Origin of the sequence: Streptomyces sp. NPDC018026, from assembly GCF_044327745.1 — a bacterium.
Classification (GTDB): domain Bacteria; phylum Actinomycetota; class Actinomycetes; order Streptomycetales; family Streptomycetaceae; genus Streptomyces; species Streptomyces rubrogriseus.
In genome coordinates, this window is record NZ_JBIRFY010000015.1 from 52,456 (window position 1) to 74,195 (window position 21,740).

A 21,740-nucleotide genomic window follows, 5' to 3' on the forward strand; every position below is an offset into this window, starting at 1 on the left:
CTGGCGGCGGTGTGCCGCGGCGCGGGGCCGGATGCCGGACGTCCCGGACGCAGGAGGGGGCCGAGGCGTGGAAGAGACCACGGGGGTCGAGTGCGCACTGCCCGACATCGCCGAATGCACCGTCGACGAACTGCGCGCGCTTCCCGGTTCCGTACTCGCGGTGGCCCTGGAGCGGCTGCAGACGGAGGCCGCTCAGTCCCATGACGACGAATACACCAGCTGGCAGGCGAGCGCCTGACCGGCCCGCGGTCGACGTCGCGGCACTCCTGGACGAGGGCTGGCGGCCGGTCCCGCTGCGCCAGTTCGTCCTCAAGACCCGCAGCCGGTGCAACCTGGCCTGCGACTACTGCATCATCTACGAGCACGGCGACCGCACCTGGCGGCGCCAGCCCCGCGCCATGAGCCCCGCGACCCTGCGCCGTACGACCGAGCGGATCGCGGAGCACGCGCGGGACCACGGGCTGCCGCGGGTCCGGATCGTGCTGCACGGCGGCGAACCCCTGCTGGCCGGACCCCAGGGCGTCGCCGAGGCCGTGCACACCGTCCGCGGCACCCTCCAGGAGACCGGCACCGAGGCCGAGTTCACCGTCCAGACCAACGGCACCCTCCTCGACACCCGCATGCTGGACACCCTGGCCGAGCACCGGGTGCGGGTCGGCGTCAGCGTGGACGGCGACCGGCAGGCGCACGACGCCCACCGCCGCACCCGCGGCGGACGGGGCTCCTACGACGACGTGCTGGCGGGACTGCGGCTGCTCTCCGGCTCCTATCCGCAGCTGTACGCCGGGCTGCTGTGCACCGTGGACGCGGCCAGGGACCCGGTCGCCGTCTACGAGTCGCTGCTGGCGACCCGGCCGCCGCTGATCGACTTCCTGCTGCCGCACGGCCACTGGGGCGCCCCGCCACCCGCACCGGCCGGGGCGTACGGGCGCTGGCTGGCCGCCGTCTTCGACCGCTGGGCCGGCGCGCCGCGCAAGGAGACCTCGGTGCGGATCCTCGACGAGCTGCTGCACACGGTGCTCGGCGGGCACAGCAGGCTCGACTGGGTCGGCGTCACCAGCAGCGTCTCCGTGTTCGTCGAGGCCGACGGCTCCGTCCACCAGAACGACACGCTGCGCACCGGACCCGACGGCTCCTCCGAGAGCGGCCTGGACGTCTTCCGGAACTCCTTCGACGAGGTCCTGCTGCACCCGGGGTTCGCCGCCCGGCAGGCCGGGGAGCGTGCCCTGTCCGAGCAGTGCCTGCGCTGTCCGGAGCTGTCCGTGTGCGGCGGCGGCGAGTACGGGCACCGCTACCGGCCCGGCTCCGGCTACCGCGCGCCCACCGTGTACTGCGCCGACCTGCTCCTGCTCATCGGGCACATCAGAGGCCGGCTCGCCCGCACCGTGGCGCCGACGTGATCGGCCCCTGCGTCCTGCCGGACGACGTCTTCGACGCCCTCGCCGCGGGGGAGGGCGGCCGGTCCGCGGTGCTTCTGCTGCGGCGCGCCCGGCGCAGCCGCAACCTCCTGCTGCTGCGCCGCGCGCTGGACGGACCGTGCGGCGGGACCGCCGAAGCGGCCGCGGACCTGCTGGCGGGCGTCGAACGTGTCGCCCCCGCGGCGGCCCGGTCGGTGGTCGACGGCCCCGCCTTCGGCACCTGGGCGGCCCGCACCCTGCGCGACTGCCCGGTACACCGCCGGGGCGGGTGCGCCGGCCGGGACCTCGCCGCCCTGGCGGTCCTCGCCGCGGTCCGCGCGGCCCACCCGGCCCGGATCACCGTGCCGGTGCGCGAGGGACGGCTGGCCCTGCCCGGCCTCGGCACGGTCACCGGGCTCGGCGAGGCGCGCGAGGCCCTGGTCGTCGTCGAGGCGGCGGGTTTCGAGGGAGCCCCGGGCGCCTCGGCCGGAGGCTGCCGGGTACGCGTCCTGACCGCCGCCGGGGAACGCGTCCTGCCGCGCGACCCGTCCCGGCCCGGACACGGCTGGCAGCCCGTCGCCGTGCTCGACGCCCGGCACCGGGGGCTGACGCTCCGGCTGCCGCTGGAGACCGCCGCACCGGAACTGCCCGCGCTGGAGACGGCCAGCGCCGGTCCCGCGGCCTGGCGGGAACTCCTGCGGCAGGCCTGGGAACTGCTCGTCGAGAACCATCCGCGCCGGGCCGAGGAGCTCGCCGCCGGGCTGAACGGCATCGTGCCGCTGCCCGCCCCGGCGCGCGGCGTGGCCTCCGCCACCTCACGGCACGCCTTCGGCACCGTCCTCACCTCCTGGCCGGCCGATCCCGAGCGGCTGGCGCTGACGCTGCTGCACGAGTTCCAGCACAGCAAACTCAGCGCGCTGAGCGACCTGGTCACCCTGTACGAGCCCGGCGGCGGCCCCCGGCTGTACGCGCCCTGGCGGCCCGACCCGCGGCCCCCCGGCGGGCTGCTCCAGGGCATCTACGCCCACCTCGGCGACCTGGCGTTCTGGCAGGACCGCAGCGGCAGCCGGCACGGGCCCGCCCAGGCCGACGCCGCCTGGCGCCTGGCACAGACCCGGGCCCACGTCGAGCGCGGCCTCGCGGAGGCGGCGGCCCACGTCCGGCTCACCGCCCTCGGCGCCCGCTTCCTCGACCGGCTCGCCCGGACCGTGCGGGACACGGACGCGGTGGGGGACGGAGGCGGGGGCGGGGCCGAGCGGCTCGCGCGGGCGGTCGCCCGGGTACAGGCGGGCGACGAGGCCGTCTGGCGGCTGCGCTGGGCGGCCGCCGACGACGCCGGGACCGACCGGCTGGCCGCCCTGTGGCGGTCCGGCCGCCCCGCCGGACCGCTGCCCGCGACGGACGTAGGGGCGGCCACCGGCGCGGTGGCCGGACCCGGGCCGGAGTTCGGACGGTGGGCGGCACGGCAGCGTGGCGCCGAGCGGGCCCGGCCGGCCCGGGAGGCCGCGGACGCGGTGCTCGCCGCGCCGCACCCTGCGCAGGGGTGGGCGGAACTCGCCGCCGCGGCCGCCGAGGAGGGCCGGCCCGGCGCGGAAGTCCTGCGCACACGCACCGAACTCGTCCGCGCCCTCCTCCTGCGGCTCACCGCACGGCGGACGGAGCCGCCGCCCGGCACGGCACCTCCGCCCGGCACGGCACCGCCCCGCGCACCCGACCCACTGTCCCTGGCGGCCTGGCTGGCGGACGATGCCGCCGAGGCCGATCAGAAGACCGGTCGGAGGACCGGTCAGAAGACCGGGGTCTCGATGTCGCAGAACGCCCGCTCGCCCCTGGCGAAGACCTCGGCGACCGGGTAGTCCCGTCCCAGGGTCCGGGCGAATCGGGTCAGGACGTCGTCGAGGAGCGCCTCGGCCTCCTCGCCCCGGCCCAGCGCGCGCAGGTCGTGCGCCAGGTTGCCGCCGCAGACCAGGGTCACCGGGTGATCCGGCCCGACGGTGGCCCGCAGCGCCTCCAGGTGCCGGCCGTCGGCCTGGGCCGCCTCCTCGTGGCGGCCCGCCGAGTGCAGGTCGTTGGCGAGGTTGACCCCGCAGCGCAGCGTGCAGTTGTGCTCGGGACCGAAACGGGCCGCCAGCTTCTCGTACGCCGTGAGGTTCAGGGACAGCGCCCGCTCGTGCTCGCCCAGCGCGCTGAGGACCAGGGCGTGGTTCGTCTCGGTCATCGGCAGGTACGGGTGGTCCGCGCCGAACAGTTGCTCGTACCCGGCCACGGTCTGCGCGGCCAGCCGCTCCGCGTCCTCCAGCTCGCCCCGCAGCAGCAGGTCGATGGCGTAGTTGCCCACCGCCGCCAGCGTGTTGAGGTCCCCCTCGCCGTACCGGGCCCGGTAGCGCTCCACCGTCCGCGAGGACCGGTCGTACGCCTCCTCGTAGGCGCCCATCGCGCGCAGCGAGACCGCGAGGTTCTTCGCCACGTCGAGGGTGGACGGGTGCTCGCGGCCCTGCCGGTCCCGCAGCTTCGGGTACAGCGCCCGCAGCGACTCGGTGGAGCCCCGGTAGTCGCCCAGCTCCCGCTGGTCGCGCGCGTAGTTGGCCGCCACCACCAGGGTGACCGGGTCGTCGGGGCCGAAGATGCGCACCCGCCGCTGGTAGGTGTCCGCGTCCAGCTCCAGCGCCTCCTGGAAGCGGCCGAGCAGCCGCAGGTCCAGCGCGTGGTTGGCGGCCGACATCAGCGCCAGCGGGTAGTCCCGGCCGAAGCTCCGGGTCAGCCGTTCCAGGGTGTCGGCGTCCCGCTCCGTGGCCTGCTCGAAGTCGCCCAGCACCCGCAGGTCCGCCGCGTTGCTGTTGGCGATGGCCAGGGTCTCCTCGTGGTCCTCGCCGAACACCCGGCGGGCCCGCACCAGCAGCTCCGCGTTCAGCTCCCGGGCCTCGTCGAAACGGCCGAAGTTGCGGATCAGCGTGGCGTAGGAGCGGGTGGTGCGCATCGTCTGCGGGTGGTCGTCGCCCAGCCGCTGCCGCCACTCCTTGCGGGCGAATTCGGCCAGTTCCGTGCCGCCGGTGTAGTCGCCGTGCAGGTACAGGTAGCGGATCTCGTTGATGACCAGGTCCCGCACCTCCCGGTGGTCGCACTCGACGGCCCGGGTGGGCCGGATGTGCGGCCGCAGCTCGGAGTAGCGGCGCCAGTTGTCGTTGTCCTCCGGCTCCTGCGGGTCGGCGGCGGCCAGCAGCACGTGGGTCAGGTGGTAGGTGTCCTCCTGCTCCTGCTCCGACATCTGGTTGAAGAGCACCGCCTGCACCAGCCGGTGCATCTGGAGGCTGTTGCTGCGGTGGTCGATCCGGGCGAGCGCGAGCCGGCCGATCTCCCGGGTGGCCAGGCCCAGTTCGACCGGATCGCGCAGCGCCTCGGCGAGCGGCGAGGGCAGCGGGGCGAAAGCGGCGCTGCGCAGCATGGCCCAGCTGATCGGCTCCGGCGCCATGCACGAACACAGCCGCAGCAGCTGCACAGCCGCCGGACTGCGCCGCTCCAGGCGCTCCATCGCCAGGTTCCAGGTCGCCACCACGGAGTGCGGGTACCCCGAGGGCACCGAGGTGTCCAGCAGCCGGTCCGCGTGCTCGCGCAGCAGCTCCAGGTACTCGTCGACCGACATCGCCGTCTCCGCGTGCCAGGCACCGGCCTGCTCCACCGCCAGCGGCAGGTCGCCCAGCGCCTCCGCGAGGCGGGAGGCGTCCTGCGCGGGCATGCCGGGCACCCGGCGCTGCAGGAAGCGGACCGACTCCTCGCGGGAGAAGACGTCCACCGAGACGGGGTGTGCGTGACCGGCCCAGCTCTGGTTGCGGGACGTGATCAGGATGTGCCCCTCGCCGGAGGGGAAGTACTCCTCCAGGTCCTCGGGCCGGTCGGCGTTGTCGAAGACCAAGAGATACCTGCGGTAGGGAGAGCCCCGGCGCAGCGCGTCGAGGACGAGCGGAAGCGCCTCGTCACCACTGGGCCCGGCCTCCAGGCCCAGGTGCGGCGCGAGAGCGGCGATGGCGGAGCGGACCAGGGCCGGGTCCTCGGCGTTGATCCACCAGATCAGCTGGTACTGGGACTGGTAGCGGTAGATGTACTCCACGGCCAGCTGTGTCTTGCCCACGCCGCCGAGACCGAAGAAGGCCTGCGGCACGATGGCCGCGCGACGGTCGGCCAGCCGGTCGTGCAACTGGGTGATCAGCTCGCTGCGCCCGGTGAAGTTGTGGTTGCGCGGCGGGATGCGCCGGCCCCACACCTGCGGCACGGTCTCCTCGAACCGCATCGGACGGGTGAGCGTCGGAAGGGCGCCGGTCGGCGCCTGCGCGGTCTTCGCGGTCTTCGGGGGGCCGTTGACGCCGACCGGGTGAGAGGCGGACTCGGCCACGGATGGATCCCTTCCCGCTGTGTGCCGTGACTGTTCCCCCGTCGGCGCGGACGTCCCCCCGGTCCGGGTGCCGGGACCGGCCGGACGGGGGCGGCCTGCGCCCGTTTCGATGGCTCCGCTGGCGGATGTGGTGTCAGTCACACCGTCATCGTATGGCGACTTTGCGTGACCATCTCCCCCGGGCCGGTGCTGCCGCGAGATGAGGTCCCGCAGCTCGCGCGCGCGGGCCGCGAAGCCGCCCCCCAGGGCGTCGGCGACCGCCGCGTCGACCTTGGCGAAGGGCAGGCTCTCGACACTGATCCGGGAGGGCAGCCCCCGCGAGGGATCGGTCAGCGTGGCGTCGAAGCGGTACGGCGCCGAGGAGTGCTCCGCCAGATAGCCCGACACGGCCGTCAGGACCCGGCGGCTCTCCTGCCGGTGCAGCGAGCCCAGCAGCAGCGACCGCACGGTCTCGGGAAAGTCGAACTCGGTCTGTTCGGCCGGACGGGGCTGCGCGGGTACCGGGTGCAGCAGGCCGGACAGGAAGACCTCCGCCAGATGCGAGGGGGTCGTGCGCGGCGCCATGACCTGCTGCACCAGGCGCATCACCGGCAGGAACAGCGGCGCGGCGGCGAGATACCCGGCCAGTTCGAACGCCTGCGGCGAGGCCTCCGCGCGGAACGCCAGCACCCGGTCGAGGGGCGACAGCCGCTCGTCCCGCACCGAGGGCCCCGGACCTTCCGGCCCCGGCCCGGGACCGCCCGGCCCCCGCCCCCGCTCCGGACGCGGGACGGCGTCGGCCCGTACCGCGTACCCCTGGAACGGCGAGGACTCCGGGCGCGCGACCAGTCGCGCCCACATCTGCAGGGCCGCCGGGGCCAGTTCGACCACGGGCACCAGCAGTCCCGGCCGGTCGGCGTCCGCGCGCAGGTCGGCGTTGGGGACGCCGGGCCGGGAGGCCTTGAGCGCGACCGGGAGCGGGCGCAGCGCGGTGCGGTGCCACAGCCGCCGGTCGAGCGGCTGCACCAGCGCCGTCGGGCCGCCGCGCGCCCAGCGGGCCAGCAGCCGGTGCACCGCGCCCGAGCCCCACCCGGGGCCGATCGCGTCACTGAGGACCAGGACCGCGCCGCGCGGGGAGTGGTGCAGCCGCCGGTCCGCACCGGTGGCGGAGCGCGCGGCGCCGCCGTCCGGCCACGGCGGCGGCGTGCTGCGCACCGTCACGTCGCCGCCCGGCAGATGCTCCAGCCAGCGCACGGCGATGGAGCGGAAGGCGCCCACCCGGCGCAGCACCGCGCGCAGTTCGGCCACCGCGCCGTCCCACAGCACCATCGACTCGCCGGTGTCCACCACGAGGACCAGGTCCAGCCAGGGTTCCTCCGCCGGGACCAGCACCGGTTCCCAGACGTCGGTCTCGGCCGCCCGGTCGGCCGTCGCCTCCTCGTCCAGCCGGTGCCGGACGCTGGACGCGGCCCGGCGCCGCAGCGGCCGCAGGGCCTTGGCCAGCTCCGCCGTCCGGGCCAGCGGCCGCACACCCGGGGAGCGCACCGCGAGCGCCGGTACCGGGGCGCCCGTACGGCCGTCCGGCGCGCCGGTGCTCCGCACATGCAGCCGGGGCTCTCCGGTCCCCGGCGCGGCTCCCCCGGGAGTGGCGCCGTCCGGCGGCGGGCCGGGCGGGTCCGCCGGGTCCTGGCCACCCGGTCGGCGGCGCGGTGAGCCCGGTTCCAGCTGGCCCGCGATCCCGGACAGCCGGGGGGTGCCCCGGGCCGGCCGGGCGGGCTCCGGGTCCCGGGGGGCGTGCGCCAGCCGCGCCGCGAGCCACAGCACCTCGGCGATCTCCCGGGCGTCCGGAGCGGGCCGCTCCGGAGGTTCGTACGGCATCAGGGCCCCGTCTCCAGGTGCCGCCACAGGGTGCGCAGCAGGTCCTGCCACTGCTCCGGGTCCTCGTCGGCGCCGGCCCGCGCCAGCTGGATGGCGCTCAGCAACTGGTCCACGGCGACGCTTCCGTTGCTCTGCTCCGCGAGGAACGCCTCCACCAGGGGCGCCGCCTCCTCCAGCGCGTCGGCGCCCAGGTGCGCGGCGACGATCGCCGCCAGCCGGTCGGGGCCCGGCTGCCCGATGTCGTAGCGCAGGCAGCGCCGGGCGAAGGCGGCGGGGAACTCCCGCTCCTCGTTGGAGGTGATGACCACGAACGGGAAGGCCCAGCACTCCACCTCGCCGTCCGTCACCGGCGCGCTGCGCCCGTCCGCCGTCCGCACCGGGACGGTGCGCTGCTCCGGCGGCAGCCGCAGCAGCTCCTCGACGGTGAAGCGGCCCTCCTCGAACACGGTGAGCAGGTCGTTGGGCAGGTCGATGTCGCTCTTGTCGAGTTCGTCGACCAGCAGGACCCGGGGCCGGCGCCGGGGCAGCAGCGCCGTGCCCAGCGGACCCAGTCGCAGGAAGCGGCCGATGTCGCCGGTGCCGTCCCCGGTCTCCAGCCCGGCGCGGCGCAGATTGGCCTCGTGCAGCCGGCCGATGGCGTCGTAGGCGTACAGGCCGTCCCGCAGCGTGCTGCGCGAGGTCACCGGCCAGTGCAGGACGGGGCCGAGGCCCAGCTCGTAGGCGACCGCGTGCGCGAGGGTGGACTTGCCGGTGCCGGGGCGCCCGGTCAGCAGCAGCGGGCGGCGCAGCAGCAGCGCGGCGTTGACCGCGTCGACCAGGCCGTGGTCGACCTGGAAGACCCGCCCGCGCCGGGTGTCGGCGGGCTGCGGTGGCACCGGCTCGTCCTGCGGCGGCATGCCCTGTTGCAGCGGGCGCCAGCTCGGCGGATCGGGCAGCCGTTCGATGCCGTTGTGCGGGACACCGTCACCGCGGTAGATCCACCACGCCGGCGGCTGCGGGGCTGCGGGCTCGGTCACGACGAGGCACCTCCGGGAGCGGGAGCTGGTGGGGTCAGGGGCGTGTGCGGCGGCAGCCGGTCGAACGGGTCCCACAGGAAGCCCAGGCGCAGACCGCCCCCGACCCGCGGCCGGGCCGCACCGGGCCGGGACGACCACTCCCCGCGGCGGGCCCGCAGCACCTCCCCGGGCAGCGTGCGCGCCCCGGCGGCCCGCAACCGGTCCGGCAGGTCGGCGGCGACGGACGGCCCGTCCTGCTCGTCGTGCGCCCAGACCAGGGCCGGTACCCCCGCGTCCAGGGCCGCGTCGAACTCGGCGTCGCGGGCGCGTCGGCTGGGCACCCGCGGCGGAAACCCGAGGACCAGGGCCAGCGGCCCGTCGTCCGCGTACAGCGCGGAGAACAGCGCCTCGTGGGACGGACCGTCCTGGTTCCGGGCGGGGACCACCGCGACCACGCCCTCTCCGGAGAGTGCGGACAATGCCTTCATCCTGTCCCACTTCCGGGACCAGTTATGCCCCCAGTCGACCCATTCCGACGCGTTCTGGCGCTCAAGGCTGCGCACGGCGACCGGGTGCACCACCCCCAAACGCACCTCCGCGCCGCTCGGGGTCGTGATCGGCAGGCCGTCGACCGGCCGGCCCAGCAGCTCGCGGGGCAGGACGAACTCCACGAACAGGTCGGGGGAGTCGATGGCCTTCTCCCGGCGCATCCGGATGATCTCGTCCACCACGAGCCGCTCGATCCGCCCCAGCCGCATGGCCTCGGTGTACTGCCGCACGGCCTCCCGCGGGGCGCCCTCGTGCTGCCGGAAGACGTCGAGCAGATAGTGCCGGCCCGGCGACGCGGGAGTGACCCGGAAGGTGGCGTACGTCCACCGGGTGCCCGCCCCGCCGGGGCGCACCCGGCGCTCCAGCAGCGGACCGGGATCGACCGCCGGGGTGCAGTGCCCCGCCCGCCCGCGCACCCAGCGGGCCAGCTCCTGCCCGCGGGGGCCGGGGACCCGCCGGGACAGCGCGGCGACGAAGGTCAGCAGCGGCGGCACCGGCCGGCCCGCCTGGGAGATGTGCCGCAGATCGTGCACGATGCCGAGGATGTCCTCGGGGGAGCCCTGCCAGGGGCGGCGCACCGGCCCGAGCGCGTCGTCGCGCAGGGCCACCAGGCCGGGCATCGCGAGCCGGCCGTCGAGCAGCAGCCGGTACAGGTCGTCCATGGCCTCGTCGTCGAACGGGCCGTCGTCCGGGTCCGGCGGCCCCGGCGCGGGCAGCGCCGCGACACGGTCGCCGGACAGCGCCAGCGCCGCCCGTAACGGGGGCCAGTCGCGGGCCAGCCGCTCCAGCGGGATCATCCAGGTCACGCCCGCCTCGGGCGACTTGTCGCGCAGTACGGCGAGTCCGGCCACGCGGGACGTCGTGGCGTCCCGGACCCCGCAGCCGCTGTAGCCGCGGGCCACCCTGCGGCCGGTGTCCGGCGCGTCGTTCAGCTGGATCAGCGCCGACTCCGGGCCGCCCCGCCCGGCCATCAGGCAGTCCGCCCACACCCCGTGCGGCTGGCCCTGCGGATAGCCGTACACCTGCATGGGGCGCTTGGCGGCGTAGCCGCCGGTGGAGAGATGGGCGTGGGAGGTGGGGAACCGGCCGTCGGCCTGCCCCAGGTCGCCGTGCAGGGTGAGCACCGAGACGTCCTCGTGGTGGGTGCCGCCGGTGTAGCGGTGCCCGCCGCCCAGGGAGCCGGTCAGCTTCAGGCCGCTGCTGAGGGTCACCGTGACGGTGGCGTGCGGGTCGTCCCCCAGGCGTCCGCCCGTGGCCGACGTCACGACGTGGGCGCAGGTCAGCACGTAGCGGGGCGGGACGATGACCCCGCCGCCGACCGGGTTCCCGGCCGGGCCGAGGATGCTCACCTGCCAGTCGTCGGTGACGGCCGTCCGTACGACCGGTTCCGCCGTCAAGACGTCCTCCCCCCCCGTCCGCCGCCGCAGGCCCCGACCGTCTGCGGAGCCGCCATAGTAGCGGTCCGCGACGGGGGAAGCAGAGGGGGCAACAGCCCTTTGCGCGCGGCCCGTTGACCAGGTCCGCGGCCTGATCGGCCGCTGGTCGCGCGCGGCGGCCGGTCCGGTGTCCCGGGCGCCGGGCCCGCCGCCGGGTCAGCGGATGGTGATGGTGACCGTCGACCCCTCGGGAGCCGTGTCCCCGCCGTCCACGGACTGCTTCTTCACGGTGTCGCCGAACAGCCCGAGCAGACCGCGGTCCTCGTCCACCTCGAAGCCCGCGTCCTCGAGCTTCTGCTTGGCGTCGTCCACGCTGTCCCCGACCACGTCCGGGACCTCGATCATCCGGGGCCCCTTGGAGACCGTGAGCGTCACCGTGTCGCCCTCGGCGGCCCGGCCGCCCGGCTCCGGCGTCTGCCCGGCCACCTGGCCGCTGTCGTACTCCGAGTTCACCCGCTCATCGGCGACCTTCACCTTCAGGCCGGCGCCCTCCAGCTCGGCCCGCGCCTCGTCCAGGTCGTCGCCGGTGACGTCCGGGACGTCGACGGGGCTGCCCTTGCTGACGACCAGGGCGACCGCGGAGCCCGCGCGCACCGTGGTGCCCGACCCGGGCTTGGTGGAGATCACGAAGCCCCTGGCCACCTCGCCGCTGAACGCCCGGGTCACCATGCCCGGCTCCAGCCCCTCGTCCTCCAGCAGCGTGCGGGCCTTGTCCAGCTTGTAGCCCGTCACGTCCGGCAGCTTCACGGTGTCGGGGCCGTCGGAGACCGTGAGCGACACGGAGTCGTTCTTCCGGATGCGGTCGCCCACCCCGGGGTCGGTGCTGATGACCTTGCCGCGCTCCACGGTGTCGCTGTAGGCGTGCCGCACCTTGCCGACGTCGAGACCGGCGTCGTCCAGCCGGTCCTGGGCCTGTGCCTCGGTCTTGGACAGCAGCGGCGGCACCTTGGTGAACTGGCCGGAGTTGATGTACCAGACGCCCGTGCCGATCCCGAGCACCAGCAGGACGGCCACGACGATCGTCAGCGGCCCGCGGCGCAGCCGCAGCCGCCGGGACGGGGCGGGGGACGGCGGGGGAGCCGCGAGCCGGCTGGTGTGGTTGTCCTCGTTGACGGGCAGCGGCCGGGGCATCGTCAGCGCGCGCGGGATCACGCTCGTGCGGTCCTCGGCGCTGTCGTGCTCCCCTGCGAGCGCCTGCGGCGGCACCGCGTCCAGCTGGGCCGCGCTCAGCGACTCACGCGTCTCGCGGGCCCGCGCGAGCAGCGCCACGGCGTCGTGCGGCCGGATCTCCGGGTTGCGCGCGGTCGCCGCGGCCACCAGCTCGTCCAGCTCGTACGCCATCTCCGGCACGGCGGCCGACGGCGGCGGCACGTCCTCGTGGAGGTGCTTGTAGAGCACCGCCGCGGGCGAGTCCCCGTCGTGCGGCTTGGCGCCGGTCAGCATCTCGTACAGCACGACACCGCACGCGTACACGTCGACCCTGGGGTCGGCGGTGCCGTGCTCGATCTGCTCGGGCGCCAGATAGGAGACGGTGCCGAGGACGGCACCGGTGGTGCTGGTGACCGTGTCCACGGCCCGGACCAGGCCGAAGTCGGCGACCTTGACCCGGCCGTCGTCGCCTATCAGCACGTTCTCCGGCTTCATGTCCCGGTGCACGAACCCGGCCCGGTGCGCGGCGCCGAGCGCGGCGAGGACCGGCTCCAGGATGTCCAGCGCGGCCCGCGGCCTGAGCGCCCCGCGCTCGCGCAGCACGTCCCGCAGGGTGCAGCCCGCGATGTACTCCATCGCCAGGTAGACGTACGCCCCCTCGGCCCCCTGGTCGAAGACCTGGACGACATTGGGGTGGTCGAGCCGGGCCACCGACTTGGCCTCGCGGATGAACCGCTCGACGAAGGTGGCGTCGGTCGCGAGCGTCGGGTGCATCACCTTCAGCGCGAGCACGCGGTCCAGGCGGGTGTCCACGGCCCGGTAGACCGTGGCCATCCCGCCGACCGCGATCCGCGCCTCGACGCGGTACCGGCCGTCGAGCACCTGCCCGACGAGAGGGTCCTGAAGGGTCGTGTCCACGCAGGGAGTCTACGAGCCGACACCGACACCCCGCGTCGCCGAACGCAATCGCACCGGGACTGAAGCGCATCTGTGACGCTTCCCACGCACCGTGCGCCGCCGACGGCGGCGCACCCCCACGCGAGTGGTCCACTTCTTGCCCGACTGGAAACGGGTGGTGCGGGGGTGGGAGAAAAGACCCCGGGACGGCGCCGGGTCACTCAAAGGCGGGCCGCTCCGGATCCAGCACCGCCAAGCCCTCCGCAGGAGACGACGCCTCGGCGAAATGCCGCCGCGGAATCCGCCCGGCCCGCCGAGCCAACCGCCCCGCCTCCACCGCGGAGCGCATCGCGGCGGCCATCAGCACCGGCTCCTGCGCCCGCGTCACCGCCGAGGCCAGCATCACACCCGCGCACCCCAGCTCCATCGCCAGCGCCACGTCCGACGCCGTACCGGCCCCGGCGTCCAGGATCACCGGCACGCGCGCGTGCTCCACGATCAGCTGGAAGTTGTGCGGGTTGCGGATCCCGAGCCCGGACCCGATCGGCGAGCCCAGCGGCATGACCGCCGCGCACCCGACGTCCTCCAGCTTCCGCGCGAGCACCGGGTCGTCGTTGGTGTACGGCAGTACGGTGAACCCGTCGTCCACCAGCGTCTCCGCCGCGTCCAGCAGCTCGACCGGGTCCGGCAGCAGGGTGCGCTCGTCGGCGATGACCTCCAGCTTGACCAGGTCCGTGCCGAGCGCCTCGCGCGCGAGACGGGCGGTGAGCACCGCCTCCCCGGCGGTGAAGCAGCCGGCCGTGTTCGGCAGCACCCGGATGCCGAGCCGCTCCAGCACGGACAGCACGGAGCCGTGCACCGAGGCGTTCACCCGCCGCATCGCGACGGTCGTCAGCTCCGTCCCGGAGGCCACCAGCGCGCGCTCCAGCACGTCCAGGCTGGGCGCCCCGCCCGTGCCCATGATCAGGCGGGACGCGTACGTCGTGCCGCCGAGGACGAAGGGATCGTCGGCCATGGTCAGCCTCCTTGGACGGCGGTGAGGATCTCGACGCGGTCGCCGTCGGCCAGGGCGGTGGCCGACCACCGCGCGCGCGGGACGACGGTCTCGTTCAGGGCGGCGGCCACTCCGGACGGGGCCGCGGTGAGCGTGCCCACCAGCGCGTCCAGGGCAGTGCCGGGAGCCACCTCGCGCGGCTCGCCGTTGACGGAGACGGTCACGTGACTCATACGGGCTGCTCCGAGAGGTCCGAGAGGTCCGAGAGGGCCGGGAGTACCGGCAGTGCGGGGGCGGCGTCGAAGCGCCGGGGCGTGAAGGGGCGGGCCTCCTCCGGCAGCTCCCCGGTGGTCAGCGCGTGCGCCATGACGTCGCCGGTGACGGGCGTGAGCAGGACGCCGTTGCGGTAGTGGCCGGTGGCGAGCAGCAGGCCGTCCAGAGCGGTCGGGCCGAGCAGCGGGGCGTTGTCCGGGGAGCCGGGACGCAGACTCGCGCGGGTCTCCGTCAGGGGCAGCTCCGTGATGCCGGGCACCAGCTCGTGCGCGTCGCGCAGCAGTTCGTAGACGCCGCCCGCGGTGACCGTCGTGTCCCAGCCCAGCTCCTCGCTGGTGGCGCCGACGACCAGCTCGCCGCTCTCCCGGGGCACCAGGTAGACGTGGTTGCCGCGCACCACGGCGCGCACGGTCCGGTTCAGCAGCGGCCCCGGCGTCCGCGGCATGGTCAGCCGCAGCACCTGCCCCTTCACCGGCCGCACCGGCGGCAGCACGGCCTCCGGCACGCCCCCGAGCCGCCCGCTCAGGCTGCCCCCGGCCAGCACCACCTGCCCGGCCGTCAGCGCCGTGCCGTCGGCGGTGACGACCCCCGTGGCCCGCTCCCCGCGCCCGACGGTGAGCCGCTCGGCCCACACCCGGTGGAAGACCACACCCTCGTGTTCGCAGGCGGCCACCAGCGCGTGGGCGAGACGGCGCGGGTCGATCTGGTGGTCGCCGTCCACCCGGAGCCCCCCGCGCACGCCCGGCGCGAGCATCGGCTCCAGACGCCGGCACTCACGCCCCGACAGCCACTCGGACTCCAGGCCGGAGCGCTGCTGGAGCGCGTGCAGTTCGCGCAGGTGGGCGCGGTCGTCGGCGTCCAGCGCGACGGCGAGTGTGCCGCAGCGCCGGTAACCGAGGTCGTGGCCGGTCAGCTCGGCCAGCTCGGCCGCGAACTCCGGATAGCGGCGGGCCGAGGCGAGGTTCAGCGCGAGCAGCGTCTCCTCGCCGTAGTGCAGCTCCGTGACGGCGGCCAGCATCCCGGCCGCCACCTGGGCCGCCCCGCCGCCCGGCTCGGGGTCCACGAGCGCGGTGACCAGCCCGCGCCGCGCGGCCCGCCAGGCGGTGACGAGCCCGATGATCCCGCCGCCGACGACCAGCACGTCGGGCGTACGGGACGTACGAGGTGTGTGCGGAGGCGTGTGTGATGGAGACGACATGGGCGTCCAGCCCCTCCCTTCGCCGGCATGACCCGGATCAGGTTCGTACGGTCGGAGGCCGCCAGCCTCCCTCTCAGCCCGGTGCGTCCGGGCTCCCGCGAGTGCCTTGCGTCGGCCACCCTAGCCCGCCGGCCGCCGCCCTTGTAAGGGAGCCTCCCGGGGCCGGGGGCGTCGCCGGCCGGTCCACGGCGTACGGGCACCGACCGGCGAAACGCCAGGTGTCTATGGTGATCGGGTGAGCGAGCAGACGCGGGAACGGGAACGACGGGAACCACAGGACCAACGGGACCGGGGACAGCGGCCGGCGGCGGACGCGGAGCGCCGTGTGGTCGTGGTGGGCGCCGGGATGGCGGGCGTGCAGACCGCGGTCGCCCTGCGGGAACAGGGCTTCACCGGCCCCGTGACCCTGATCGGTGCGGAGCCGCACCAGCCGTACGACCGCCCCCCGCTGTCCAAGGCCGTCCTGCTCGGCACCGCCGAGGGCTCCGCCTTCGACGTCGACTTCGAGGCACTGGGCATCACCCTGCGGCTGGGCCGCGAGGCCCTGGGCGTCCGCCCCGCGGAGCACGTCCTGGACACCTCCGAGGGGCCGGTGCCGTACGACGTCCTCGTCCTGGCGACCGGCGCCGAACCGGTCCGGCTCCCCGGCGCCGAGGGCGTGCCCGGCGTGCACCTGCTGCGCACCCTGGACGACGCGGAACGGCTGCGGCCGGTGCTCGCCCGGCAGCACGACGTCGTGGTCGTCGGCGCGGGCTGGATCGGCGCCGAGTTCGCCACCGCCGCGCGCGAGGCGGGCTGCGCGGTGACCGTGGTGGAGGCCGCCGACCGGCCGCTGGCCGACGCGCTGCCCGCCGAGGTCGCCGCGCCGATGACCGCCTGGTACGCCGACGCCGGCGCCGAACTGCGCACCCGCGCGCGCGTGGAGCGCGTCGAGTCCGGCGGCCCCGGTGAGCCGGGCCGGGTCGTCCTCGCCGACGGCACCCGGCTGCCCGCCGACGCGGTCGTCGTCGGCATCGGCGCCCGCCCGGCCACCGGCTGGCTCGCCGGGTCCGGCATCGCCCTCGGTGCGCACGGCGAGGTCCTGGCCGACGACCGCCTGCGCACCTCCGCGCCGGACGTCCACGCGGTCGGCGACTGCGCCTCCTTCCCCTCCGCGCGCTACGGCGAGCGGCTGCTGGTGCACCACTGGGACAACGCCCTCCAGGGCCCGCGCACGGTCGCCGCCGGCATCGTCGGCGCCCCGGGCGGCGAGGCCCCGGCGGCCTACGACCCGGTGCCCTACTTCTGGTCCGAGCAGTTCGGCCGCTTCGTCCAGTACGCCGGTCACCACACCGCCGCCGACACCACCCTGTGGCGCGGCGACCCCGCGAGCCCGGCATGGACGGTCTGCTGGCTGCGCGAGGGCCGCCTGGTCGCCCTGCTCGCGGTGGGCCGCCCCCGCGACCTGGCACAGGGCAGGCGCCTGATCCAGGCGGGTACGCCGATGGACCCGGACCTGCTGGCCGACCCGGCGAAGCCGCTGAAGGCGGCGACGGCGGCCTCGGCGTAGCCAGGTTTCCGACTGTCAGTGCCAGGTGGCAGGCTGGAGGCGTGACCGAGATTGACGCAAAGACCGATGCTCTCGTGCCCGCCTGGCTCACCGTTCCCGACATCGCCGAGATGCTCGGCGTCGAGGTGACCCGGGTACGCCAGCTGATCAAGGAGGGCCAGCTCATCGCCGTGCGCCGCGGTGAGAACCGCGCGCTGCACATCCCCGCGGCCTTCATCGACGAGGACAAGGTCGTCAAGGGCCTGGTCGGGACCCTGACGCTGCTGCGGGACGACGGCTTCACGGCCGAGGAGATGCTGGAGTGGCTCTTCACGCCCGACCCGAGCCTGCCCGGCACCCCCGCCCAGGCGCTGAGTGAGAATCGCGGTACGGAGGTGAAGCGCCGCGCCCAGGCGCTCGCCGTCTGACCTTCATCACCGATCCGGCACCGCCGATCCGCCACACCGCCCGGCGTGCGGGCCACGCACGCCGGGCGCCGTGCCCGTACGCCACCATCGCGGGGCCCGCCGTGGGCCCACGCCACCGAACGACCGGGGGACACCCGCATGCCCGACACCGCCCCGACCGCGGCCCGCGCCCGGCTCGCCGACGCCCGGCTCTACCTGTGCACGGACGCCCGCCGGAGCCAGGGCGACCTGCCCGAGTTCCTGGACGCCGTACTCGCCGGCGGCGTCGACATCGTGCAGCTGCGGGACAAGGGAATGGAGGCGGCGGAGGAGCTGGAGCACCTGGCGGTCCTCGCCGACGCCTGCGCCCGCCACGGCAAGCTCCTCGCGGTCAACGACCGCGCGGACGTCGCGCACGCGGCCCGCGCCGACGTGCTCCACCTCGGCCAGGGCGACCTGCCGGTGCCCGCCGCCCGCGCGATCCTCGGCGACGACGTACTGATCGGCCGCTCCACGCACGCCGAGTCCGAGGCCACCGCCGCCGCGGCCCAGGAGGGCGTGGACTACTTCTGCACCGGTCCGTGCTGGCCGACCCCCACCAAGCCCGGCCGCCACGCACCCGGCCTCGACCTGGTCCGCCGCACGGCGGCGCTGGGCACCGACCGCCCCTGGTTCGCGATCGGCGGCATCGACCTCGGCAACCTGGACGAGGTGCTGGAGGCGGGCGCCCGGCGCGTGGTCGTCGTCCGCGCGATCACCGCCGCCGAGGACCCGGGCGCGGCGGCGGCCGAGTTCGCCGAGCGGCTGCGGCAGGCCCCGGCACAGGGGTAGCCGCACGCCGTCACCGACGTCGTCGCGGGACGCCGGCACCGGCGGGCAGGTGTCCAAAGGGTGGACAACAACTCGACAATGTGGACAAAAGTCCCGCATCCGGTTGGGTGACCGCCGCACCCTGGCTAACCTGCCCATATGGCCCTCGGAACCGCAAGCACGAGGACTGACCGCGCCCGCACGGTGCGTGACGTCCTCGCCACCGGCAAGACGACGTACTCGTTCGAGTTCTCGGCGCCGAAGACGCCCAAGGGCGAGAAGAACCTGTGGAGCGCCCTGCGCCGGGTCGAGGCCGTGGCCCCGGACTTCGTCTCCGTGACCTACGGCGCCGGCGGCTCCACGCGCGCGGGCACGGTCCGTGAGACCCAGCAGATCGTCGCCGACACCACGCTGACGCCGGTGGCCCACCTCACCGCCGTCGACCACTCCGTCGCCGAACTGCGCAACATCATCGGCCAGTACGCCGACGCCGGGATCCGCAACATGCTGGCCGTGCGCGGCGACCCGCCCGGCGACCCGAACGCCGACTGGATCGCGCACCCCGAGGGCCTGACGTACGCGGCCGAACTGGTCAGGCTCATCAAGGAGTCGGGCGACTTCTGCGTCGGCGTCGCGGCCTTCCCCGAGATGCACCCGCGCTCCGCCGACTGGGACACGGACGTCACGCACTTCGTCGACAAGTGCCGGGCCGGGGCCGACTACGCCATCACCCAGATGTTCTTCCAGCCCGACTCCTACCTCCGGCTGCGCGACCGGGTCGCCGCGGCCGGGTGCGCCACCCCGGTCATCCCCGAGGTCATGCCGGTGACCAGTGTGAAGATGCTGGAGAGGTTGCCGAAGCTCAGCAACGCCTCGTTCCCGGCGGAGCTGAAAGAGCGGATCCTCACAGCCAAGGACGATCCGGCGGCTGTACGCTCGATCGGCATCGAGTTCGCCACCGAGTTCTGCGCGCGGCTGCTGGCCGAGGGAGTGCCCGGACTGCACTTCATCACGCTCAACAACTCCACGGCGACGCTGGAAATCTACGAGAACCTGGGCCTGCACCACCCACCGCGGGCCTAGACCGGCCGCACGTATTTGCGACACACTGCGTAACGGCCACTGGGAGAGGGGCGTACATGGGCTGGACGGTCCTCTACATCGCGTTCGGCGGCGTAGCGCTGTGGCTGCTCGGCGAGGTGCTGCTGCAGTACAAGGCGCGGCTGCGCTGGCGGCTGCTGGCCTTCGCCGGCTTCGTCGGCGTGGTGGCCGGTGTGCTGATGTCGAACGTGCTCGTCATCGGCGTCGGTGCCGCCGCCTTCGCGGTCGGCCAGACCTACGTCACCCTGTCGTTCCGCCGCGGCTTCGAGGCCGGCTGGGCGGTCAACGCCCCGGCGAGCCTGGTGGGCAAGCGCGGGCGTCCCGAACGGGGCCGCCGGGAGCCGACGTCGGAGGTCTCCGGGTTCGAACCCGCCGAGGGCGGCCAGGACCACGACGGCTACGACGATCGCGCCCAGGGCCACCCGGGCCAGGGCGACACCGGCTCGTACGGGCACGACGACTACGACCGCGACGACGTCTTCACCCCGGCCCGCCCCACCGACCCCACGGCCGCGGAGACCACCGCCGTCTACGCGCCGCAGCCCATGCCGGACGACACCGGTTCCTACGGCGTGTACGCCGACTCCGGGTACGGCACCGGCCAGCAGCCGGCGGCGGCCGCGGCGGACGCCGACCAGTCCTACGCCTACGACTACTCGGGCTACGGGCAGCAGCAGGGCTACGACACCGGCGCCCAGCAGCAGTACGCCGCCTACTCCGACCCGTACATCGGCACCCACACCTACGGCGGCGGGGCCTACGACACGGGCGGCTACGACACGACCGGCGGCCAGCAGCAGTACGGCCAGCAGGGCCAGGCCTACGGACAGGACCAGTACGCGCCCGGTGCGCCCGGCGGCTACGGCGGCGAGACCCCGGCCGGCGGAGTGTGGGTGCCGCAGCAGCGCAGCACCGACGACCCCTACGGCGGCGAACTCCCGCCCGAGCAGCAGTCCTACCCCTACCAGGGCGAGGGCCAGGCGCAGGGCCGGGCCCAGGGGCAGGGCTACGACGAGCAGTACCGCTTCTGAGGAACCCGGCCGCTCACTGGGAGCCGCGGAACTCCGGCCCCTCCACCACGAGTCCGGCGACCAGCGCCCCCGACATGCCCGCGTGCGGCAGACCGCCGCCGGGGTGGGACCAGCCGCCGACGGTGAACAGGCCGTCCGTGCGCGTGCCGTTCGCCGGGTGCAGCAGCCGTCCGTCGGCGCCCGCCAGCGACGGCACCGGAATCGCGCCGTCCGCCGTACCGGTGTCCGCCGCGACCTCGGCCGGGGTGCGCACCTCGTGCCACAGGAGGCGGTCGCGCAGACCCGGCACGGCCCGCTCGGCGACCTCCGTCAACTGCTCGGCCCAGCGGGCGAACACCTCGGTGGTGGCCCGGTCGGACCCACCGGCCAGGGCGGGCACCGCCGCGCTCAGCGTCACCGCCTCGTGGTCCGGGTCCGGCACCAGCGCCGGGTCGTCGGGCCGCAGCACGGTGACGGTCGGCCGCGCGGCCATCCCGGGAGCGGCGCCGAACAGGCGGTCCAACTCCGCCTCGCGGTCCGCTGCGTGCACCACCGTCCGGTGCGCGGTGCCCGCCGGACGGCTGCCGCGCAGTGCCAGCAGCACCGTCAGCCGGCTCGCCCCACCGCGCTGCGGCGGCACCTCGTCCCCGCCGCGCACCGGCGTCCCACCGCACAGGCGGTCCAGCACGCCCGGCGCCACGCCGGAGACGACGAACTCGGCCTCCGCCACCTCCCCTTCGGCCAGCTGTACGCCCGCCACCCGGCCGTCCTTCTCGGTGATCCCGGTGACCTCGGCCCCGAAGCGGAACTCGACCCGGCGGGCCAGACACCGCTCGTACACCGCCCGCGCCAGCTCCCGCAGACCGCCGCCGCGCACGTACCAGACCCCGAATGCGTACTCCATGTACGGCAGGACCGCGGCGTTCGCCGGGGCGGTGCGGGGATCCAGGCCGTGGGCGAGCGCGTGGCTCTCCAGCAGGGCGGCGAGCCGGGCGTCGCGCAGCTCCCACGCGCCGACCTCGGCGAGCGTGCCGGCCCGGCGGGTGCGCAGCAGCCGCTTGTGCGGGACCGCCGGATAGGGCTCGCGCTCGGCCAGCACCCGCCAGTTGGGCCACAGGGGCTCCTCCAGGAGGGGACGGCGCGTGCGGTCCCAGGTCTCCCGGGCCCGCACCAGGAAGTCGCCCCAGCGCCGCCCGGCGCCCGCGCCGAGCGCCGTGTCCAGGGCGGCGACGACACCCGCCCGGGAGGCGTTCGGCAGCGAGGCCTCCGTGCCGTCCGCGAACACGTGCCGGGACGAGGGGTCGACCTGGACCAGCTCGACGCGGGACTCCAGCGGCTCCTTGCCGGTCTTCACGAACAGATCGCGCCAGACCGCGGGCAGCGGAAGCAGGCCGGGGCCGGTGTCGAAGCGGAACCCGTCCCGCTCGACCCGGCCCAGTGCTCCGCCGTAGGTCTCCGCCCGCTCGTACACCACCACCCGGTGGCCCGCGACGGCCAGCCGGGCGGCCGCCGCCATCGCGCCCATCCCGGCGCCGATCACCGCAATCCGTGCCATGCCAGGGACTTTATCCGCCGCCACCGACACCCCCGTGCGAGGGCTGAGCACCGGAACGGACGTCCAGGTGACCGGTCGGCGGCGCCGCGCCGTGGGGCCGGGTGCGCAGGACTGAGTAGCCGTACCTAGTGCGGCAGATGAGTACGCGCGCGGATGGGCCGCGACCTGCGTGAACGAGAGAGTGGAGACACGGAGAG

The 21,740-nt window shown here is 75.2% G+C and carries 16 protein-coding genes and 1 riboswitch; of the genes, 8 read left to right on the forward strand and 8 right to left on the reverse strand.

What is annotated here, in order from left to right; all coding sequences use genetic code 11:
- Positions 1–67 precede the first annotated feature (67 nt).
- The 3 genes from ACH4D3_RS33705 to ACH4D3_RS33715 are packed head-to-tail and all read left to right on the forward strand — an operon-like array spanning position 68 to position 3,253.
- Positions 68–238, forward strand: coding sequence for a hypothetical protein (locus ACH4D3_RS33705; RefSeq protein WP_385351481.1), 171 nt, complete (start codon positions 68–70; stop codon positions 236–238).
- Complete coding sequence (locus tag ACH4D3_RS33710) at positions 201–1,400, forward strand: FxsB family cyclophane-forming radical SAM/SPASM peptide maturase (RefSeq protein ID WP_398330206.1); 1,200 nt, start codon at positions 201–203, stop codon at positions 1,398–1,400. The genes ACH4D3_RS33705 and ACH4D3_RS33710 overlap by 38 nt, the downstream gene beginning before the upstream one ends.
- Positions 1,397–3,253: an aKG-HExxH-type peptide beta-hydroxylase gene (locus tag ACH4D3_RS33715; RefSeq protein WP_398330209.1), complete on the forward strand. Its 1,857-nt coding sequence runs from the start codon at positions 1,397–1,399 to the stop codon at positions 3,251–3,253. Before ACH4D3_RS33710 ends, ACH4D3_RS33715 begins: the two co-directional genes overlap by 4 nt.
- Here the strand turns inward: ACH4D3_RS33715 and fxsT are convergent.
- From fxsT to thiO, 7 genes are all read right to left on the reverse strand, one after another.
- Positions 3,184–7,641, reverse strand: a complete 4,458-nt coding sequence (fxsT, locus tag ACH4D3_RS33720; protein WP_398330212.1) for an FxSxx-COOH system tetratricopeptide repeat protein — start codon at positions 7,639–7,641, stop codon at positions 3,184–3,186. The two genes, ACH4D3_RS33715 and fxsT, sit on opposite strands and share 70 nt — an antisense overlap.
- Complete coding sequence (locus tag ACH4D3_RS33725) at positions 7,641–8,657, reverse strand: AAA family ATPase (RefSeq protein ID WP_398330215.1); 1,017 nt, start codon at positions 8,655–8,657, stop codon at positions 7,641–7,643. The genes fxsT and ACH4D3_RS33725 overlap by 1 nt, the downstream gene beginning before the upstream one ends.
- The gene (locus tag ACH4D3_RS33730; protein ID WP_398330218.1) at positions 8,654–10,582 is read right to left on the reverse strand and encodes a hypothetical protein; all 1,929 of its coding nucleotides are present in this window, start codon (positions 10,580–10,582) and stop codon (positions 8,654–8,656) included. The genes ACH4D3_RS33725 and ACH4D3_RS33730 overlap by 4 nt, the downstream gene beginning before the upstream one ends.
- 195 nt (positions 10,583–10,777) lie before the next feature.
- Positions 10,778–12,688: a Stk1 family PASTA domain-containing Ser/Thr kinase gene (gene pknB, locus ACH4D3_RS33735; RefSeq protein WP_398330221.1), complete on the reverse strand. Its 1,911-nt coding sequence runs from the start codon at positions 12,686–12,688 to the stop codon at positions 10,778–10,780.
- A gap of 196 nt (positions 12,689–12,884) precedes the next feature.
- Positions 12,885–13,682, reverse strand: coding sequence for a thiazole synthase (locus ACH4D3_RS33740; RefSeq protein ID WP_398330224.1), 798 nt, complete (start codon positions 13,680–13,682; stop codon positions 12,885–12,887).
- 2 nt (positions 13,683–13,684) lie between these two features.
- On the reverse strand, positions 13,685–13,885 hold the full coding sequence (thiS, locus tag ACH4D3_RS33745) for a sulfur carrier protein ThiS (RefSeq protein ID WP_109031812.1): 201 nt from the start codon (positions 13,883–13,885) through the stop codon (positions 13,685–13,687).
- Positions 13,886–13,890: 5 nt separating this feature from the next.
- A complete protein-coding gene (thiO, locus tag ACH4D3_RS33750; RefSeq protein ID WP_398330227.1) occupies positions 13,891–15,132 on the reverse strand; it encodes a glycine oxidase ThiO in 1,242 nt (413 codons plus the stop codon).
- Positions 15,130–15,241, reverse strand: a riboswitch (TPP riboswitch). It overlaps the preceding gene by 3 nt.
- Positions 15,242–15,367: 126 nt before the next feature.
- Here thiO and ACH4D3_RS33755 point away from each other — a divergent pair.
- The 5 genes from ACH4D3_RS33755 (at position 15,368) to ACH4D3_RS33775 (ending at position 20,009) form a co-directional block, all read left to right on the forward strand.
- A complete protein-coding gene (locus tag ACH4D3_RS33755) occupies positions 15,368–16,681 on the forward strand; it encodes an NAD(P)/FAD-dependent oxidoreductase (RefSeq protein WP_398330230.1) in 1,314 nt (437 codons plus the stop codon).
- 41 nt (positions 16,682–16,722) lie between these two features.
- Positions 16,723–17,088 carry an Rv2175c family DNA-binding protein gene (locus ACH4D3_RS33760; protein ID WP_087809829.1) on the forward strand — a complete coding sequence of 122 codons (366 nt, stop codon included), beginning with the start codon at positions 16,723–16,725 and terminating at the stop codon, positions 17,086–17,088.
- 138 nt (positions 17,089–17,226) lie between these two features.
- Positions 17,227–17,898, forward strand: a complete 672-nt coding sequence (thiE, locus tag ACH4D3_RS33765; protein ID WP_398330234.1) for a thiamine phosphate synthase — start codon at positions 17,227–17,229, stop codon at positions 17,896–17,898.
- A 138-nt stretch (positions 17,899–18,036) separates the two neighbouring features.
- Positions 18,037–18,960: a methylenetetrahydrofolate reductase [NAD(P)H] gene (metF, locus tag ACH4D3_RS33770; protein ID WP_398330237.1), complete on the forward strand. Its 924-nt coding sequence runs from the start codon at positions 18,037–18,039 to the stop codon at positions 18,958–18,960.
- A 56-nt stretch (positions 18,961–19,016) separates the two neighbouring features.
- On the forward strand, positions 19,017–20,009 hold the full coding sequence (locus ACH4D3_RS33775) for a hypothetical protein (protein ID WP_398330239.1): 993 nt from the start codon (positions 19,017–19,019) through the stop codon (positions 20,007–20,009).
- A gap of 13 nt (positions 20,010–20,022) precedes the next feature.
- Here the strand turns inward: ACH4D3_RS33775 and ACH4D3_RS33780 are convergent, their stop codons facing one another.
- The gene (locus ACH4D3_RS33780) at positions 20,023–21,543 is read right to left on the reverse strand and encodes a phytoene desaturase family protein (RefSeq protein WP_398330242.1); all 1,521 of its coding nucleotides are present in this window, start codon (positions 21,541–21,543) and stop codon (positions 20,023–20,025) included.
- Between the last annotated feature and the right edge of the window lie 197 nt (positions 21,544–21,740).

Excerpts from the sequence above, each read along its gene's own strand:
- ACH4D3_RS33710 (WP_398330206.1), top strand. The coding sequence starts at position 201 with ATGACGACGAATACACCAGCTGGCAGGCGAGCGCCTGACCGGCCCGCG.
- fxsT (WP_398330212.1), bottom strand. The coding sequence starts at position 7,641 with ATGCCGTACGAACCTCCGGAGCGGCCCGCTCCGGACGCCCGGGAGATC.
- ACH4D3_RS33740 (WP_398330224.1), bottom strand. The coding sequence starts at position 13,682 with ATGGCCGACGATCCCTTCGTCCTCGGCGGCACGACGTACGCGTCCCGC.
- thiO (WP_398330227.1), bottom strand. The coding sequence starts at position 15,132 with ATGTCGTCTCCATCACACACGCCTCCGCACACACCTCGTACGTCCCGT.
- thiE (WP_398330234.1), top strand. The coding sequence starts at position 17,227 with ATGCCCGACACCGCCCCGACCGCGGCCCGCGCCCGGCTCGCCGACGCC.
- metF (WP_398330237.1), top strand. The coding sequence starts at position 18,037 with ATGGCCCTCGGAACCGCAAGCACGAGGACTGACCGCGCCCGCACGGTG.
- ACH4D3_RS33775 (WP_398330239.1), top strand. The coding sequence starts at position 19,017 with ATGGGCTGGACGGTCCTCTACATCGCGTTCGGCGGCGTAGCGCTGTGG.
- ACH4D3_RS33780 (WP_398330242.1), bottom strand. The coding sequence starts at position 21,543 with ATGGCACGGATTGCGGTGATCGGCGCCGGGATGGGCGCGATGGCGGCG.